The sequence below is a fragment of the Pseudomonas sp. PSKL.D1 genome, assembly GCF_028898945.1.
GTDB lineage: Bacteria > Pseudomonadota > Gammaproteobacteria > Pseudomonadales > Pseudomonadaceae > Aquipseudomonas.
Window position 1 is genome coordinate 5,622,566 of record NZ_CP118607.1, and the last position, 17,427, is coordinate 5,639,992.

18 protein-coding genes and 1 tRNA gene are annotated in these 17,427 nt (G+C 60.5%); 7 read left to right on the plus strand and 12 right to left on the minus strand.

Going from position 1 to position 17,427, the window contains the following annotated elements; genetic code table 11:
* Positions 1–11: 11 nt before the first annotated feature.
* The 4 genes from PVV54_RS25245 to PVV54_RS25260 form a co-directional block, all read right to left on the minus strand.
* A complete protein-coding gene (locus tag PVV54_RS25245) occupies positions 12–1,418 on the minus strand; it encodes an ABC transporter substrate-binding protein (RefSeq protein WP_274907797.1) in 1,407 nt (468 codons plus the stop codon).
* A gap of 120 nt (positions 1,419–1,538) precedes the next feature.
* Complete coding sequence (locus PVV54_RS25250; protein WP_046616397.1) at positions 1,539–1,784, minus strand: 4Fe-4S dicluster domain-containing protein; 246 nt, start codon at positions 1,782–1,784, stop codon at positions 1,539–1,541.
* Positions 1,785–1,822: 38 nt separating this feature from the next.
* On the minus strand, positions 1,823–3,547 hold the full coding sequence (locus tag PVV54_RS25255; protein WP_274907798.1) for a fumarate reductase/succinate dehydrogenase flavoprotein subunit: 1,725 nt from the start codon (positions 3,545–3,547) through the stop codon (positions 1,823–1,825).
* Complete coding sequence (locus tag PVV54_RS25260; RefSeq protein WP_274907799.1) at positions 3,544–4,293, minus strand: GntR family transcriptional regulator; 750 nt, start codon at positions 4,291–4,293, stop codon at positions 3,544–3,546. The genes PVV54_RS25255 and PVV54_RS25260 overlap by 4 nt, the downstream gene beginning before the upstream one ends.
* A 247-nt stretch (positions 4,294–4,540) precedes the next feature.
* Here PVV54_RS25260 and PVV54_RS25265 point away from each other — a divergent pair.
* The 3 genes from PVV54_RS25265 to PVV54_RS25275 all read left to right on the plus strand — a co-directional run bounded on the left by PVV54_RS25265 (position 4,541) and on the right by PVV54_RS25275 (position 7,079).
* Positions 4,541–4,617 (plus strand) — tRNA-Arg (locus tag PVV54_RS25265).
* Positions 4,618–4,751: 134 nt separating this feature from the next.
* The gene (locus PVV54_RS25270) at positions 4,752–6,479 is read left to right on the plus strand and encodes a dipeptidase (RefSeq protein WP_274907800.1); all 1,728 of its coding nucleotides are present in this window, start codon (positions 4,752–4,754) and stop codon (positions 6,477–6,479) included.
* Between the two features lie 162 nt (positions 6,480–6,641).
* Complete coding sequence (locus PVV54_RS25275) at positions 6,642–7,079, plus strand: CBS domain-containing protein (protein ID WP_274907801.1); 438 nt, start codon at positions 6,642–6,644, stop codon at positions 7,077–7,079.
* An 8-nt stretch (positions 7,080–7,087) separates the two neighbouring features.
* On the opposite strand, the gene PVV54_RS25280 is transcribed toward PVV54_RS25275, so the two are convergent.
* From PVV54_RS25280 to PVV54_RS25290, 3 genes are all read right to left on the minus strand, one after another.
* Positions 7,088–7,726: an NADH:ubiquinone oxidoreductase subunit N gene (locus PVV54_RS25280; protein ID WP_274907802.1), complete on the minus strand. Its 639-nt coding sequence runs from the start codon at positions 7,724–7,726 to the stop codon at positions 7,088–7,090.
* A 70-nt stretch (positions 7,727–7,796) separates the two neighbouring features.
* The gene (locus PVV54_RS25285) at positions 7,797–8,039 is read right to left on the minus strand and encodes a DUF2789 domain-containing protein (protein ID WP_274907803.1); all 243 of its coding nucleotides are present in this window, start codon (positions 8,037–8,039) and stop codon (positions 7,797–7,799) included.
* A 61-nt stretch (positions 8,040–8,100) separates the two neighbouring features.
* Positions 8,101–8,559, minus strand: a complete 459-nt coding sequence (locus tag PVV54_RS25290; RefSeq protein ID WP_274907804.1) for an aminoacyl-tRNA deacylase — start codon at positions 8,557–8,559, stop codon at positions 8,101–8,103.
* Between the two features lie 97 nt (positions 8,560–8,656).
* On the opposite strand from PVV54_RS25290, the gene PVV54_RS25295 reads away from it, so the two are divergent.
* The gene (locus PVV54_RS25295) at positions 8,657–10,006 is read left to right on the plus strand and encodes an NfeD family protein (protein ID WP_274907805.1); all 1,350 of its coding nucleotides are present in this window, start codon (positions 8,657–8,659) and stop codon (positions 10,004–10,006) included.
* Between the two features lie 2 nt (positions 10,007–10,008).
* Positions 10,009–10,761 (plus strand): slipin family protein, encoded by a 753-nt coding sequence (locus PVV54_RS25300; protein WP_274907806.1) that lies wholly within the window; start codon positions 10,009–10,011, stop codon positions 10,759–10,761.
* A gap of 44 nt (positions 10,762–10,805) precedes the next feature.
* Here PVV54_RS25300 and PVV54_RS25305 read toward each other — a convergent pair whose 3' ends face one another.
* Entirely contained in the window at positions 10,806–11,438 is a 633-nt protein-coding gene (locus tag PVV54_RS25305) for a LysE family transporter (protein ID WP_274907807.1), read from the minus strand.
* 171 nt (positions 11,439–11,609) lie between these two features.
* A complete protein-coding gene (locus tag PVV54_RS25310) occupies positions 11,610–13,520 on the minus strand; it encodes an ATP-binding cassette domain-containing protein (protein ID WP_274907808.1) in 1,911 nt (636 codons plus the stop codon).
* A 50-nt stretch (positions 13,521–13,570) separates the two neighbouring features.
* Between PVV54_RS25310 and PVV54_RS25315 the strand changes: the two genes are divergently transcribed.
* Positions 13,571–14,047, plus strand: a complete 477-nt coding sequence (locus PVV54_RS25315) for a TIGR02444 family protein (RefSeq protein WP_274910498.1) — start codon at positions 13,571–13,573, stop codon at positions 14,045–14,047.
* Here the strand turns inward: PVV54_RS25315 and PVV54_RS25320 are convergent.
* Complete coding sequence (locus PVV54_RS25320) at positions 14,023–15,105, minus strand: AlgP family protein (protein WP_274907809.1); 1,083 nt, start codon at positions 15,103–15,105, stop codon at positions 14,023–14,025. The genes PVV54_RS25315 and PVV54_RS25320 overlap by 25 nt on opposite strands.
* Before the next feature lie 224 nt (positions 15,106–15,329).
* On the opposite strand from PVV54_RS25320, the gene PVV54_RS25325 reads away from it, so the two are divergent.
* Entirely contained in the window at positions 15,330–15,995 is a 666-nt protein-coding gene (locus tag PVV54_RS25325) for an FKBP-type peptidyl-prolyl cis-trans isomerase (RefSeq protein WP_274907810.1), read from the plus strand.
* Between the two features lie 9 nt (positions 15,996–16,004).
* Here the strand turns inward: PVV54_RS25325 and rsd are convergent, their stop codons facing one another.
* Both rsd and PVV54_RS25335 read right to left on the minus strand, forming a co-directional pair.
* Positions 16,005–16,475, minus strand: a complete 471-nt coding sequence (gene rsd, locus PVV54_RS25330) for a sigma D regulator (RefSeq protein ID WP_274910499.1) — start codon at positions 16,473–16,475, stop codon at positions 16,005–16,007.
* 230 nt (positions 16,476–16,705) lie between these two features.
* Positions 16,706–17,212, minus strand: a complete 507-nt coding sequence (locus PVV54_RS25335) for a disulfide bond formation protein B (protein ID WP_274907811.1) — start codon at positions 17,210–17,212, stop codon at positions 16,706–16,708.
* Between the last annotated feature and the right edge of the window lie 215 nt (positions 17,213–17,427).

Genomic DNA, 17,427 nt, shown 5'->3' on the forward strand with positions numbered 1-17,427 from the left:
TTGCCTCCAGGTCAGCGCTGGGCGACCAGTTTCCGGTTAGCGCTGACGAAGTCCAACGCCTCTCCACCATGTGCCTTGGCGTATTGTTCGGCCTGGTCCTTCAACAGGAAGGCGGCCAGCTCCCCCTTGGCGTTGCGCACGAACCATGCCTGGTTGGCCAGCAACTTGATGCCACTGTCGGCGGCCTGGGCGTAGATGGCGCGGATGTCCTTGCCTTCCTGCTCCAGCTGCGCCAATGCACCAAGGGCTGCTTCCGGGGTGGTGTAGTGGCGAACCTTGTATTCGCCACGCACCCAGATTTGCGCCAGGCGGCTGAAGTCGGTGATGGGTTTGCCCGTCAGTGCGTCGGTGGCGGTCAGAGGCTGCGGGGCGTAGTTCTTCAGCGCCTTGTCATAATCCTGCCCAGCTTGCTTGAAGGCTGCACGTATGTACTGGTCATCGATGAACACGCTGGTATCAAGCCCGCGATCGGTCTTTTTGAGCAACTTGAGGGTATCGATCGACGTCGCAACAGCCTGGCGGTATTCAGGTTTCCAGGTCAGGTCTCGGGTCTGCAGGCCCAGCGGCCCGTGGAACAGGTAGTTGACCTCGGCTTCGATGCCGGTGACCTTCTCGATCAGCTCGCTGTACTTTTCAGGCTCGGCCGCTATCAGGCGGTCAGCCTCCAGGCTGGCGCGCAGGTAGGCGGTGACCACTTCCGGGTACTTTTTCGCATAGTTGGCATCGACCAGCGCGCCGTGGAACGTCGGGGCGTTGGCTTGGGCACCGTCATAAATCTTGCGGGCGAAGCCGCGGTTGGGAAACAGTTCGGCAAACGGCACAAAGTCGGCATGGGCTTCTATACGATTGCTGCGTAGGGCCGAACCTGCAATTTCCGGTGCCTGGGCAATGATGCGCACGTCTTTTTGCGGGTCCCAGCCTTGGGCTGCAATAGCGCGCAGCAACATGCCGTGGGCAGTGGAGGCAAACGGCACGGAAATGGTCTTGCCCTTGAGCTCACCCAGCGACTGCACGCTGGAGGCAGCGGGCACCACAATGCCATTGCCGCTGCCATGCACGCTGCCCGACAGCACGCTGATGAACAGGCTGCGTTTGCCGGCGTCCAGATGGGCCACGCCGTTGAACGAACCCGGGAAGTCCGCCATGGCGCCGAAATCCAGCTTGCCGGCGACCATTTCGTTGGTCAGGGGCGCGCCACTGGTGAAGTTCTTCCATTCAATCTGGTACTTGGCGTCCTTGTACTTGCCATCATGCGGCAGGTACTTGTCCAGCAGGCCCAGTTCACGAATCAGCAGGCCACCGGTGGCGCAGTTGATGGTGGTGTCCTGGGTGCCGATGGCAATGCGGATGGTTTCGGCGTTGGCGTGCAGGCCAGCGAGCGCCAGCGCGAGGCCGGCCACGGTTGTTGCAAGGCGCATGGGTGGTTCCCCTCGAATCGTTTTGAGTATTGGAATCGTCTCCGCCACCAGGATGGGGTGGTGGGAAACGAGGGGCATTGCAGGCGGGCGTCCGGTGGTTCGCCGGATGGCTTGGGTGGTTCAGCGCAGCAGGTACGGGATGTCGACTTTCACGGCGCCGGTGGGGCAATCCTTTTCGCAGGGCATGCAGTACCAGCATTCGTCAAAGGCCATGTAGGCCTTCTGCGTGGCCGGGTTGATGGCCAGCAGGTCCATGGGGCATACCTCAACGCATACGGTGCAGCCTTTGTCAGCGATGCATTTGTCTTCGTCGATGGTGACCGGAGCGCTGCTGCGAAAGAATATTTCCTGGGGTTGGTAGGCCATTTCACGGTGTCCTTGGGGCCTTTGGCCCTCTGTTCTGTTCAGGCAGCGTTGGCTTTGACGCGCAGCCGGTCATAGGCGGTCTGTTCTTCGGTATCCAGGGCAATCAGATAGGGCTCGACTGCTTTCTTGAAGCTGGTCATTTCGCCGTTTTCACCCTTTTTCAGGTGGCAATGGCAAAACCAGTCGGCGTCGTTACGCTCGGGGAAGTCCACCCGATGGTGATACAGGCCCCAGCGGCTTTCTTCACGGAACAACGAGGCCCGTGCTGCCATCTCGGCGCAATCGCGGATCACCGCCACTTCCATCGCCCGCATCAGTTCATGCGGGTTGTTTGCTTTCATCTGCTCAAGATCGCGCTCGATTTCGGCAAAGCGCGCCAGGCCGATTTCCATCTTTTTGGTGACCTTGGGTGGCTGCAGGTAATCGTTGACCATGCGTCGCAGCTTGTACTCGACCTGAGCGGGCGGCAGGCCGTGTTCGCGCCGCAGCGGTGCAAATACCCGCTCACGCTCACGTTCCACCTGCACCACATCAACCTCGGCATGTTCCCGATCCGCCACATAGCGCGCGGCGTTTACACCCGCAAACCAGCCGTAGGTGAATGCACCCAGCATGTAGTTGTGCGGCACGGCGGCCATGTCGCCCGCGGCGTACAAGCCCTTGACGCTGGTCTCGGCCTTTTCGTTGACCCACACCCCCGAAGCGGAATGCCCGGAGCAGAAGCCAATTTCGGAGATGTGCATCTCGACCATGTGCTGGCGGTAATCGGTACCGCGGCCTGCATGGAACTGCCCACGGCTGGGGCGCTCGTTGCTGTGCAGGATCTCTTCGATGTTCTGGATGGTTTCCTCGGCCAGGTGGTCGAGTTTGAGGAACAACGGGCCATTGCCACCTTCGAGTTCCTGATGGAACTCCCACATCATCTGCCCGCTCCAGTAATCGCACTCGATAAAGCGCTCACCCTTGCTGTTGGCCGTATAGCCGCCCAGCGGGCCGGTCACGTAAGCACAGGCGGGGCCGTTGTAGTCCTTGATCAACGGGTTGATCTGGAAGCACTCCAGGTTGGCCAGCTCGGCACCCGCGTGGTAGGCCATGGCATAGCCGTCACCCGCGTTGGTGGGGTTTTCGTAGGTACCCATCAGGTAACCCGACGATGGCAAGCCCAGCCGCCCGGCGGCGCCGCAGGCAAGGATCACCGCTTTGGCCCGCACCACACGAAACTCTCCGGTGCGGCAATCAAAGCCCATTACACCAGCGGCGGCGCCTTGGTCATCGAGCAGTATGCGGGTGCAGACCATGCGGTTGCTGATCTCGATACGCGCACGCTTGAGCTGGCGGTAAAGCACTTTCTTGATGTCATGGCCTTCAGGCATGGGCAGCACGTAGGCGCCCATGTGGTGGACTTTCTTCACGGCGTAATCGCCGGTTTCGTCTTTCTCGAACTTCACGCCCCAGCGGTCGAGCTGTTCGATGGTTTCAAAGCTGTGGGTGGCATACGCATGCACGGCAGCCTGGTTGACGATGCCGTCGTTGGCCACGGTGATTTCCTTGGTGTACTGCTCAGGCGTTGCGTGGCCGGGGATGATCGCGTTGTTCAGGCCGTCCATGCCCATGCTGATAGCACCGCTGCGCTTGACGTTGGCCTTGTCCAGCACCAGCACGCGCAGGGCCTTGTCCTGCTCCTTGGCCTTGATCGCCGCCATCGGCCCGGCCGTGCCGCCACCGATGACGATGATGTCGTAGTCCTGGGTTTCGAAGCTCATGCCTTGCCCCCTTTGTGGCGGTCGATGCGCAGGCGGTACTGGAAGGCATCGCCGCGGTAATAGAGGTGTTCGAAGTCCAGCGGCGCGCCGTCGGCGGTGTGAGTGAGGCGTTCGATACGCATGATCGGCGAGCCCTCCTCCACCTCCAGCGCCTGGGTCAGGTCGCTGTCGGCCAATACCGCATCGATGGCCAGGTCGGCGTGGCCAAGCGGGATGCCACAGTCGTTTTCCAGCAGCAGGAAGATGTCGCGGGTCACCAGGTCGGCCTTTTCCAGCTTTTCGCCGACGGCCTTGGGCAGCCAGGTCAATTCCAGGGACACCGGCTCGCGATTGATCAGGCGCACCCGGCGTATTTCGGTCACCAGGGTACCCTCCTCGACCTGCAACCGCGCCGCCACCAGGGCGTTGGCCGGTACGTGACGGAAGCTGCGCAGGCGGTTGAGCACTTCGTAGCCCATTTGCGTCATCGACTCACCCAGCCCCTGCAAGGTGCTGACGTTCTGGAACGCCTTGGGTTTGGCGACGAACGTGCCTTTGCCATGGATCTTGAACACCAGCCCTTCTTTCTGCAGGTCGCCCAGTGCCTGGCGCACGGTGATGCGGCTCACGTCGAAAGCCTTGCCCAGCTCACTCTCGGAGGGCATGCGGCTGTGGGGTGGGTAGGTGCCATCAAGAATGCGCTCGCGCAGCAGTTCCTTGAGCTGGGTGTAGAGCGGTACCGGGGACAAGGGGAGCAGTTCGGCCATGGGTCTCTTCGCTGATCGGTTACTTGTTATAACAAGTTGTGACTAGAGCATAGTGGGCATAACGCGCGTGACGGAAATACTGATATTGCATATGGATAGATGGGTTTGTGGTGATCTGTGCCGACGCTATCGCGGATGAATCCGCTCCTACAGGCTATGTACCAACCCTGAAGGGCCGTGGGGAAAAACGGCCATAGATCAAGGCGATGGACGCCACCGAATCAGATGGGTATCATGCGTGCGCGTTGCACTCGTAGCTCAGCTGGATAGAGTACTGCCCTCCGAAGGCAGGGGTCGTGGGTTCGAATCCCGCCGAGTGCGCCATTTCTGAAAGCCCCGGGTGAAAACTCGGGGCTTTTGCATTTGTGCGACATATCGCGTTTCTGGTACTCCCGTACCGCGGTGGGTTGGTGTTAGCGTGGGCACCCCGTTACTGATCGCGAAGGAATGCACGCTCCATGCAACTCAAGAAGATCACCGCAGCACTGCTGCTCAGCGGCGTAAGCCTGTTCACCCTCCCCGCCCACGCCAACCTTACGCAGCAGCAGTCCGCCGCCATCATCAAAGCCTATGACGGCACCGACCCAAGCAGTTTCAAGCAATTTATCGGCAAGCTAAAAGACAGCGACCTAGCCAAAATCGACAACCTCGGCGCCACACTCAACGCCTACCTCGCAAACAAAGCGCTGTCTGCCGAGCAACAGAACGAAATCAACCGCCTGCTCGGCATTTACACCCGTATCAAGTACGCCAAGGCCGCCACCGAGACCTTGCGCGAACTGGTGGCGATCCCTACCTTCAGCGTCGAAGGGGTGCCGCAACATGAGAACCCCGAGTTCCACAAGATCGCCGACCAGATCAAGGCGCTGGCCGATAGCTTTGGGCTGACGTTCCGCAACATCGACAACCGCGTTTACGAAATTTCGCTTGGCGCAGGCAAGGAAGTAATCGGCATCCACGCCCACGCCGATGTGGTGCCAGTCAACCCGGACAACTGGAAACTGGCCGATGGGACGCGCCTGGACCCGTTCAAGGTCACCTTGGTGGGCGACCGCATGTATGGCCGGGGTACCGAGGACGACAAGAACGGCATCGTCGTAGCCATGTACGCCTTGAAAGTCGCCAAGGACGAGCAACTGCCCCTGGCCCGACAATTCAAACTGCTGATCGACACCACCGAGGAAACCAGCGGCGACGCCATCCCCTACTACTTCGCCCGCAACCCCACGCCCAATTACAACCTCGCGCTCGACGGTGGCTACCCAGTGGTGATCGCCGAAAAAGGCTACGGCACTGTAATGGCCAGCTTCAGCAAACGCCCGGCCAGTGGCAAAGGTGCAGAAATCACCAACCTCACGGGTGGCTTGGCAACCAACCAGATCCCCACTACCTCGGTGGCAACACTGGTAGCCGATAAGCCTGAGCAACTGGCCAGCCAACTGGAAGAGGCCGGGGCTGACTATGTAAAGCGTAATGGCGGGGACTTCAGCATCCATGCCAAGCCAGATGGCAAAAATGTATTGCTCACCGTGACCGGTGTTTCCGCTCACTCTTCGGAGCCTGAATCCGGAGTTAACCCGGTGGCGCGCATGCTCGATTTCATCAACGGGCTCGGCGAGCGTGTTCCGCTGAAGCACAACCACTTCACCGATGCTGCCCGCTACGCCGCCGACAACTGGGGCCTGGATTACCTGGGCAACAAACTCGGCGTAGGCTTCAAGGACGATTTCATGGGGCCGCTCACCGCTTCGCTGACCTATGTCGGCGTGGACGAAAAAGGCTTGAAACTGGCCGTGAACCTGCGCGTACCCAAAGGCAAGCCGGTTGCCACCATCAAGGACGAGCTGGCCGACAAGCTAGGCAAATGGACCCGCAAAAGCCATACCTCGGTCGCTTTCGAATACAGCCTTGATGAGCCTATGTACCGCAACCCGGAAGGTGAGTGGGTAAAGGCACTGCTCGCTGTGGCGACTGAAAACCTGGGCATGAAGCATGAGTTTGGTACCTCGGCGGGCGCGACCTCGGTACACGACCTGCCCAACGGCGTGCAGTTCGGCCTGGCCATGCCGGACGTGAAGTACACCGGGCACAATGACAACGAGTTCAAGACCGTGGAGCAGTTCATGCTCGATTTGCAGGTGGTAAGCGAAATGGTCGCGCGGATTGGGCAGATGCCCGAACTTTAAAAGGCTTGCTCGCGGGCGCCCCCGCTCCTACCGGATAAACGGGAGCGGGGCTCATGGCGTTTTTCAATCGTCTCGATGCCGTTTCCTGCATTGCCGTGCAGGCTGGCGTGCCGGATGCTTTATTTACTCCGAGAGTTCGGTTTTCCACCCACAGAGGCCTGTATGAAGAACGTCGAAGAAATCCTCAAAACCAAAGCCCAGCATCAGACCGTGTACACCATCGGCCCTGACGACTCGGTGCTCGACGCCCTGAAGCTGCTGGCGGAAAAGAACGTCGGGGCACTGCCCGTAATCGAAAACGATGAGGTGGTAGGGATTGTCAGTGAGCGGGACTATGCACGCAAACTGGTGCTCAAAGGCCGATCTTCTGCAGCCACTCCCGTTCGGGAAATCATGAGTGCACCGGTGGTTACCGTCGAGCCCAAGCAGAACCTTGAGTACTGCATGAACCTGATGACCAACCGCCACCTGCGTCACCTGCCGGTGGTCAGCCATGGCCAGTTGCTAGGCCTGCTGTCGATTGGTGACCTGGTGAAGGAAACCATTGCCGAACAGCAGAACCTGATCCAGCAGCTGGAGCAATACATCCGGGGTGAATGATCCCCAACTCAGTGATAGGCGCGCTCCAGCTCGTCCAGCTGATGGTCGAAGCTACGCAGGCGCGCCGACCACGTGTACACCAGCACTTCCAGGTCCCGATTGAGCACAGCCGTGTTGCCATGGCCGTTGCTCGACGGCTCGCACAAGTCCAATTGATAGCGCTCACGCGCCATGGCCGTGGCCACGCTTGAAAGGTCGCGGGCATTGGCCAGCCAATGGTGATGATGGTCGTGGACTTCGCGGTCCAGAGCACGGCACTGGCGTTTGAGTGCATCCAGGCTCTGCTCCAGCGGCGTGCCCTTGAGCTCGCCCATCACCTCCTCGAAGGTGCGCCCTGAATGCCAGTAGCTGCCCCAGAAGTAGCGGTCGAACACCGTCTCTACGCGGCGTAATGCTACCTTGGTGTTCCAGATGGTCAGCAACGTTCGACCCTGAATCACTTCCCGCTTGTTCAGGTGAAACTGCTGCCAGGCAATCCACGTCAATGCCACCAGCGCCACCGCCGCAGTCACGGCCGCAGCCGCATACAGAAACTGCACCGCCTGGTTCATCTGGTGCGTGTGGCGGATACCGTAAAAGTAACCGGCCGTCAGGGTGCCCAGGATCGTCACGGAGCACCAGAATCCTGGTGCATAGGGATCTTTCATCTCGCCATCCCCTTATTGTTTTTCCTGAGCATAGCAACGGCCAATCACTCGTCAGGTGCCGCTGGGCACTTTATTTTCGGGGGCGACGCAAGGCCTCGTTGAGTTGATCGAACGGCACCGCCCAATCAGCATCCTCAATGATGCTTTCCTTCAGGAAAGTGCGCTGCGACTCCGTCCAGAACGGCGCATCCACCAGTTTGATTTCGTTCTTCAGTGGCGAGTGGCTGGCAATGAACTGGTCGATGCTGACCGCATCGTCTGGCAGGCCCAGTTGCTTGAACAATTCGGCGAATGGATGAATCGGCGCTTCCATGTTTCCTCCTTAAAGCCGGGCGGGCCGTCCACGACGCCAACCCGGCATTGGCTTGAGCACATCAGCACAGCTCACGGACTTCGGCTTTAGGTACCAATTTCAGGTACTGCTCCATGCTCATGTGGATCAGGTGATCGTGGTCACCCGCCTCAAGGTAGACATCGTTTTGGCGGGTAAGGCTCGAATCGAGCAACATTTTGATGCCGTACGCGTCACCCATTGCCGGGATGGCGCCGCGTTCGCAGTCGCCCAGCAGGGTTGGCAAGCCGCTTTCACGGGTCAGTTGCCAGGCGCCGGACATGCGCACCTTGCTCATGTCCAGGTGCCGGTTGGCCGGCAGCACCGCCATGATGTAATTGCCGTGCCGGTCATCGAGCATGACCGACTTCGCCACCCGCTCGGCGGGCACCCCGGCCGTGCGCGCCGATTCCAGGCTGGTGGCCGAGTGCGGGTGGGGAATGATGTCGTAATCGCAGTGGGCCTGGTCCAGGCGCTGCTGAAGGGTTTTGGCCATACGCATGATGCACCTCCGGTTTCGCCCCCACTGTTCAATTTTAGGCCCTGCCCGGCCGGGCATGGCTAAACTTCAGACATGGAGACACTCAAGGTGACGACAGGTGATCGCTCGCTGCTGGCGCTGCTGGTTGCTGTTGCTGCTGCTTGGCCTGACACCGAGCGGCCATGCAGCGCCCGGCGAAATCTGGGTGCTCAGCATCGATGATGCCATCGGCCCGGCCAGTGCCGACTATCTGGTACGTGGCCTGGAACAGGCGAGCACGCAAGGCGCCCAACTGGTTGTGATCCGCATGGACACCCCCGGCGGGCTGGACTCCGCCATGCGTCAGATGATCAAGGCTATTCTCGCCAGCCCCGTGCCAGTGGCGAGTTTCGTTGCCCCCAGTGGCGCCCGCGCCGCCAGCGCCGGCACCTACATTCTCTACGCAAGCCACGTGGCAGCCATGGCACCCGGGACCAATCTGGGCGCGGCAACACCAGTGCAGATAGGTGGCACGCCCGGGGCGCCGAAAGATGACAAGGCCAAATCTGGCGGCGAAGATGAAACCCTTACGCGCAAACAAATCAACGATGCCGCAGCCTACATCCGTGGCCTGGCCCAGCTGCGGGGGCGCAACGCCGATTGGGCCGAGCAGGCCGTACGCCAGGCTGTCAGCTTGCCTGCCAGTGAGGCATTGCGCCTGAAGGTCATCGACCAAGTGGCCAACGACCTGCCCGACCTGCTGCGCCAACTGCACGGCAAAACCCTCACTGCCGCCGATCAACCACGGCTGCTACAGACCCGTGGCGCACCCGTGGTCGAGTATCTGCCCGACTGGCGTACCCGCCTGCTGGCAGTTATCACCAACCCCAGCGTGGCGCTGATCCTGATCATGATCGGCGTGTACGGCCTGCTGTTCGAATTCATGAACCCCGGCTCCGCCGTTGGCGGGGTGGTCGGCGGGGTCTGCCTGCTGCTGGCGCTTTACGCCCTGCAACTGTTGCCCGTGAGCTTCGCTGGCGTGGCGCTGATCCTGCTCGGCCTTGCGTTCATGGTTGCCGAAGCGTTTCTACCGAGCTTCGGCGTGGTGGGCTTCGGCGGCGTTGTGGCCTTCGTGGTGGGCGCCGTGATCCTGATAGACACGGATGCTCCAGGGTTTGGCATTCCATTGCCGCTGATAGGTACCTTGGCCGTGCTCTCGGCGCTGTTGATCGGCGGCGTGCTGGGCATGGCCATCAAGGCCAGGCAACGTGTTTTGGTCAGTGGTGACGCCGGGCTTGTTGGCAGCCTTGTCACCGTCACCCACGTTACCAGCGAAGACCCGTTCCGCGGCTCGGTACAGGCCCAAGGTGAACAGTGGCAAGTCCACAGCTCGACGCCTCTACAACCCGGCCAGCACGTGCGGGTCACCGCACGCGAGGGGGTCATGCTGGAAGTCAGCGCCGCCGCACCCGCGGCGCAAGGAGAGTGACGATGTTCATGCAATTGGGGTTCGGTGCCGTGCTTCTCGTGCTGGCACTGCTATTACTGTCGGCATTTCGCATCCTGCGTGAGTATGAGCGTGGCGTGGTGTTTCAGTTGGGGCGTTTCTGGCAGGTGAAGGGGCCGGGGTTGATCCTGCTGATACCTGTGATTCAGCAAATGGTGCGTGTCGACCTGCGTACCGTGGTGCTGGATGTGCCGCCGCAGGATGTGATCACCCGCGACAACGTGTCTGTGAAGGTCAACGCCGTTGTGTACTTCAGGGTGCTAGACCCCCAGAAGGCCATCATTCAGGTCGAAGACTTCCTGGTTGCCACCAGCCAATTGGCCCAGACCACGTTGCGTGCAGTACTGGGCAAGCATGAACTGGACGAACTGCTGGCCGAACGCGAACAGCTCAACTCGGACATACGCCAGGTGCTGGATGCCCAGACTGATGCCTGGGGTATCAAGGTGGCCAATGTCGAAATCAAACACGTCGACCTCAACGAATCCATGGTTCGCGCCATCGCCCGCCAGGCAGAAGCTGAACGGGAACGACGAGCGAAAGTGATTCATGCCGAGGGCGAGTTGCAGGCTTCGGAGAAACTGATGCAGGCCGCGCAGATGCTCAGCAAGGAGCCAGGTGCCATGCAACTGCGTTACATGCAGACGCTGGGGACAATTGCCGGGGACAAGAGCTCGACCATTGTGTTTCCGTTGCCGATCGATTTGCTCAAGGGGTTGGTGGATAAGCAGAGATAGCATCAGGGCTTTTGCGTGGCAAAGCCCTGATGCCATTCAATTCCTCAGAGAGGCGCCCGGCGCAAGGTGGCCAGGAATGTAGCCGCGCCAATGAACAACCCGGCAAAGGTACGATTCAACCGCTTCTGCTGCTTGGGAGTACGCAGCAGGCGCAAAACACGGGAGGCCAGGCCGGTATAGCCCGCCATCACCAGCATGTCGACGGTGATCATGGTCACGGTGATTGCAATGTATTGCGGCAACAGCGGCGCATGCGGGTTGATGAACTGCGGCAGTACCGCAAGCATGAACACCAATGCCTTGGGGTTGCTGACATTGACCAGGAACCCACGGAACACCAGGCTCAACGGCTTGCCGATCGGGCGCACACCGGATTCGTCAGTCATGTCCATGGGCAACGCTCGCCATTGGCGGTAGGCAAGGTAAACGAGGTAAGCCACGCCAAACCATTTGATGATCTGGAATGCGGTGGCAGATGCAGCAAGGACGGCGCCAACGCCGGCCGCAATGATGGCGATCTGCACGATCAGGCCCAGCTGTAGGCCCAGAGCGTTCCAGTAACCGCGCCAAAAACCGTACTGCAGCCCGCTGGACATCGAGGCGATGGCCCCGGCACCTGGCGACAGGCTGATGACCCAGCACGCGGCAAAGAAGCCCAGCCACATTTCCATCGACATCACACACCTCGTTCAGACATATCGTGCAAAACGATAAGCTAAGGTGTTGGCGAAAAAATAACCAGTAAATTTTGAGGGATGTCTTCCCTGTGCTGGCCCTTCGCGGCTGAAGCCGCTCCTACAGGTTGGCGAAGAGCCTTGTAGGAGCGGCTTCAGCCGCGAAGTGATGGATCAGGACAACGCCTCAAGCTCAGCCTGCATGCTCTCCAGCGTTTCCAGCGCTTCCATCCAGCCTTCCTCAAGTTCGCCTTCGCGTTGCTTGAGCTTGGTCTGCCGAGCGAGCAGGTCTCGCAGTTCATCCTTGCGCGCCGCCTCATACAACCCACTGTCACCCAGCGCCGCTTCAATCTCGGCCAACTGCGCATGCACCTGGTTCAGCTCGGATTCCAGCTTGTCTGCAGCCTTTTTGTGCGGCGCCAGTTGCTGACGCAGCGCGGCAGCAGCCTGGCGCTGGGCCTTCTTGTCGGTCTTATCCGGGTTGACCGGCGCGTTGCTTACCGGTGCAGTGCGCTGACGGTACTCCACCAACCATCGGCTGTAGTCGTCCAGGTCACCGTCGAACACATCAACCTTGCCATCGGCTACCAGCAGGAAGTCGTCAGTGGTGCTCTTGAGCAAGTGCCGATCGTGGGATACCACCACCACGGCACCGGCAAACTCCTGCAATGCCATGGTCAGCGCCAGGCGCATTTCCAGGTCGAGGTGGTTGGTCGGTTCGTCAAGCAGCAGCAGGTTTGGCCGCTCCCAAGCAATCAGGGCCAAGGCCAGGCGGGCCTTTTCGCCACCCGAGAAATTCACCACCGGCTCATCGACCCGGTCACCATGGAAGTCGAAACCACCCAGGAAATCCCGCAGCGTCTGCTCGCGCTCGGTGGGCGCGATGCGCTGCAGGTGCAGCAGCGGGCTGGCCTTGTCGTCCAGCGAGTCGAGCTGGTGCTGGGCAAAGTAGCCAACGGCAAGGTTTTCGCCACGTACCAGGCGCCCTGCCAGCGGCTCCAGCTCGCCAGCGAGGTTCTTGATCAGGGTGGACTTGCCCGCACCGTTGGGGCCAAGCAAGCCAATCCGGGCACCGGGGGTGAGCTGCAGTTTGACCTTGTCGAGGATGGCTTTGTCGCCATAACCGAGACGGCCTTCGGACAGGCTCAGCAACGGGCTGGAGATTTTGTGCGACTCGCGGAAAACGAAGTCGAACGGTGAATCCACATGCGCCGCCGACAGCTCTTCCATGCGTTCAAGGGCCTTGATGCGGCTCTGCGCCTGGCGAGCCTTGGTGGCCTGAGCCTTGAAGCGGGCGATGTACTTTTCCATGTGCGCGCGCTGAGCTTGCTGCTTCTCGTAGGCCTGTTGCTGCTGGGCCAAACGCTCGGCACGGGTACGCTCGAAAGCGGTGTAGCCACCTTTGTACAGGTTGAGCTTGCGCTGCTCTACATGCAGCACATGGTCGACGACCGCATCCAGGAAGTCGCGGTCGTGGGAAATCAGCAACAGCGTGCCCGGGTAGCCCTTGAGCCAGTCCTCAAGCCACAGGATCGCATCAAGGTCCAGGTGGTTGGTGGGTTCGTCGAGCAGCAGCAGGTCGGATGGGCACATCAGTGCCTGCGCCAGGTTCAGGCGCATCCGCCAGCCACCGGAGAAGTCGCCGACACGGCGGTCCATCTGCTCGTTGGTGAAGCCCAGCCCAGCCAGCAACTTACGGGCGCGAGCGTCGGCGGTATAGCCGTCGGCACTTTCCAGTTCGCTGTGCAGACGTGCCAGGGCCGTGCCGTCATGAGCCTGCTCGGCCACGGCAAGTTCGGCCTGGACCTTGCGCAGGCGGGCGTCGCCATCGAGCACATAGTCCACTGCGATACGGTCGAGGGTGTCGACCTCCTGGCGCATGTGGGCGATGCGCCAGTCACCCGGCAGCAGGCAATCACCACCATCGGGCGACAGCTCACCGCGCAGCATGGCGAACAGGCTGGATTTTCCGGCGCCGTTGGCGCCGATCAGGCCGGCCTTGTGACCGGCGTGCAGGGTCATCTCGGCGCCTTCTAGCAAGCGCTGCGGACCACGCTGTAAAGTGAGGTTGGATAGTCTGATCATGATGGTCGCGGAGTCTACCAGCTTCCTCGGCCCATAGCGTGAGTGGAATGATGCACACCGACCTGTGGAATTACGCGCTGGCCTTGTATACCCGCCCCGGCGTCGAAGAGGCCTGCCTGAGCCTGCAAGCCCAAGGCTGTGATGTTTGCATGCTGCTGTGCGCAACCTGGCTACAAGGCCGCGGCGTTGCACCGACCCGTGACCGTATACAGGCATTGCAAACGTTAGCGGCGCCTTGGCAGCAAGAGGTCGTTTCCATGCTACGCCACCTGCGCCAGCAATGGCGCGCACAAGCACAACAAGACCCGCAGCTGGCTGCGTTGCGTGAGCAGGTAAAGGGGTTGGAGCTGCAAGCCGAAAAGCTGCTGCTGCAGCGGCTTGAAGCCTGTGCCCAAGCGTGGCCTTCAGGCGCCGGCGAGGCTGATTGGCTGACGTTGCTGACACCCGAGCACGCCCGGGGCCACGACGCGCTGAATCAGTTGCGCGTCGCGGCGGCAGGGCTTCAGGAGGCCGAGGACGGTGCCTGAGCTGGCGCGCTGGCCGGGGTAGCAGGAGTGGCAGGTGTTGCCGAGTTGGTTACCGGTGCACTTGCAGCAGGGGTAGCTGGCTTGGTTTCGGCTGGCTTACTGGCAGCGGGTCTGGTGGTGCGTGGTTTGGCGGGGGCTTTTACAGCGGGTTTGGCGGCAGGCTTGGCGGCGGCAGGCTTGGCAGCAGCAGGTTTTGCTGCAGGCTTGGCAGCGGCAGGTTTAGCCGGTGCTTTGGCGGCGGCGGGTTTTGCAGCTGCAGGTTTTGCAGCAGCTTTGGCCGGTGCTTTGGCCACTGCAGGTTTAGCCGCAGGCTTGGCAGCTGCTGGTTTGGCCGGTGCTGTTTTGGCTGCAGGCTTGGCAGCGGCAGCTTTGGCAGCAACAGGTTTGGCGGCTGGCTTGGCCGCAGCCGCTTTGGCCGGTGCCTTGGCAGCAGCAGGCTTGGCGGCTGCCGTTTTGGCCGGAGCCTTCGCAGCGGCAGGTTTAGCAGCTGGCTTGGCCGTAGCCGTTTTCGCCGGCGCCTTGGCAGCAACGGGTTTGGCAGCTGCCCGGGCAGGTGCCTTGGCGGCCGCAGGTTTGGCCGGTGCCTTTGCCGCAGGTTTCGATGCAGTTTTGGCTGGGGCTTTGGCTACAGCAGGTTTCGCCGCCTTGGCTGCTACTGCGCGCTGATCAAGTGCCTTGCCAGCAGCCTCACGCACCTTACCCACGCCCTGGGCCAGCTTCAGGCTTTCCTGCGCATCGCGCTTGAGGTGCTGAATATAAGTGCGAGTTTGCGTTTGGCGCTCTTTGAGCGAGTCGAGCAGCCCTTCAAGTTCGCCAATTGCTTTTTGAGCTTTACCTTGAGCTTTGGCTTTGCCTGCCTTGGCTGCGTCTTGCAACTTCAGGCGGCCGTTATGCAGTTTTTCCTGGGCCTTGACGCGCTGCTTTTCCAACTTGGCCAGCAGTTTTTCCGCATCAGCCAGCGCTTGCGAGCAGGCATCTTCCAAATGTTCGAGCAGGCTGCCCGAAAGTTGCTGGAGCAGGTGCAACGGTGTACTTACTGGCTTCTTCTTGGCCGACATGGTTTACCTCCTGGCTGACGAGATTGCGGCTCATACTATGCTTCTGCTGCTACCGCCGCTAGGGCATGTTGACAGTATCGGCGGCGCCGCGTTGCATGCCTGGGCAAAGTTGTTATCTTGCAGCTCCGTGCAAGTGTAGTTGCTTAACAAAGTATTGCTGATATTTACGTTTATCTCGCCAACAAGGCTGGCATACTTTCCCGCTCAATGAGCCGGAGTTGACCATGCCTCGTTCTCTGTTTCTCAGCCTGTATCTGGCAGCGCCATTTGCGCTGGCGGCCACTGAAGCGCCTACCGCGAATGAACACGACCTCGCTTACAGCCTGGGCGCAAGCCTGGGGGAGCGCCTGCGCCAGGAAGTGCCAGGGCTGCAACTGGACGCGCTGGTCGAAGGGCTGCGCCAGTCATATCAAGGCCAGCCGCTGAAGCTCGACAACGCGCGCATGCAAGCCATTTTGCAACAGCACGAAGAGCAGGCGAACAAGGCGGCAGTGGACGCCGAGACAGCCAAGCTTCAGGCGGTCGAAACGCGGTTCATGGCCAACGAACGGGCGCGCGCCGGGGTTCACGAACTGCCTGAAGGCGTACTCTACAGCGAGCTGAAAAGCGGCAATGGCACCCAGCCAAAAGCGGACGGCAAGGTTCAGGTGCGTTACGTGGGCAAACTGCCGGATGGGTCGGTTTTTGATCAGAACCAGCAGCCCCAGTGGTTCAAGCTGGACTCGGTAATCGAAGGGTGGCAGGTGGCCCTGCCGCATATGAAGGCGGGTTCGAAATGGCGGTTGGTGATTCCGTCGGCACAAGCCTATGGGGCAGAGGGCGCGGGAGACCTGATTGCGCCCTACACTCCACTGGTGTTCGAAATCGAGCTGCTGGCAGTCGGCGACTGAAGCCGTGCATCACGCCTCGACCACGTCCTCTTCCTTGTGCGCGTTGTGCAGCACCTCGATCAAGCAGTCTTCCAGCTCGAAGCGCTCATGCAAAAGGCTACCGAGCTTGCCAAGCTTCTCGGCGAAACGCTCGGTGTCTTTGCATTCAGCCTTTGCGCAATGGTCGTTGAAGGCCAATGCGATCTGGGTGGTGTCATTGATCCGCGGGTTGATTTCTTCTGCCAGCTTCAGCGCCTTCTCATCCCCGAACGCCTTGGCTTCACTGACCAATTGCTCGCAGACTTCGAAGTGCCACGCAGAAACATAATCGACCAGGAGCGCACAAAAGTCCCCGTTGGTGTCCTTGTCGGCGAAGGCCGCCTTCCCATCGCGCAATGCGCGGAAAGCCTGCACCAGCTGCTCGCGCTCCTCGAGCCAACGATCGATCAGACTGTGAACCCCGCCCCAGCGTTCCTGAGCGTTCTGACAACTATCGAGCATGACGATTCTTCCCTTCTGGGTAGATGCCGCTGCACCTCGCACCTCAACCGTGCAGCACAAAGGTGACATCAGCAGGACGGCATCGAGCAGTTGTGTTTTCGGTATGCGTGCTGCGAGATTATTCCCGCGCGTGCTGAGCATCAAGGTACGCAGCTGACAAAGTTCATACAAGCGTTTAATACCTTGAACCGTCACCACTGGTCGAACGAATGCCCCGGCCTTGCGCCAGGTCAAATTCTGCCCAGTGTGCGGAAACGATACGCCAGCAGGCAAATCAAGGGCAGCGCCGCCAAACACAGGAACGCCAGCATGCTCCACTCTGGCAGGGTCAGGTCGAGAAAGCTCCAGGTCATGGCGCTGCAATCAGGCCCTCCCAGCAACAGCTGGCTGGCTGCTTCATCCCATGGGCTGTCCAGCAACCCCCAAATCGACATCGGGCACTCATCGAAGAAGTTATCTGCCCCTTGCAACCACACATGCCGAGCCGCCAGGAAAACGCCGGCAGTCGCGCTTGCCAGCGCAAGGCGCGCATACCTCAGTGTGCCGCGGACACCAGGGCCGTGCACCGCTGCGGCAAAACATATCAAGGCATAGACGCCAAGCAGCAAGCGCTGGCTCAAACACAGCGGGCAAGGCAGCAAACCCAGGCTGGACTCCAGTTGGAAGGACGCAAGCAGCACACCCAGCGAGGCAAGGCAGGCAGGGGCAAAGAAGGCGCGCAATCGGGCCGGCAGCATGGGCGGTGAAGTCCCGGGACAATGAAGTGACTTGAAACGGTAGAGGAAAGGCGCACTTTGTTTCAAGGCGCTACAGGGTTGAGAAGGCACTGAGAGTTGAGTGAATTCTCTACCTGATTTGTAGGAAAGTTCCGATGGGACGAATTCTGGAAATAACTTGTTTCGTCGGAAGATTTACCAACCCCATGAACCCGCACGCTAGCGCGGGCTCATGG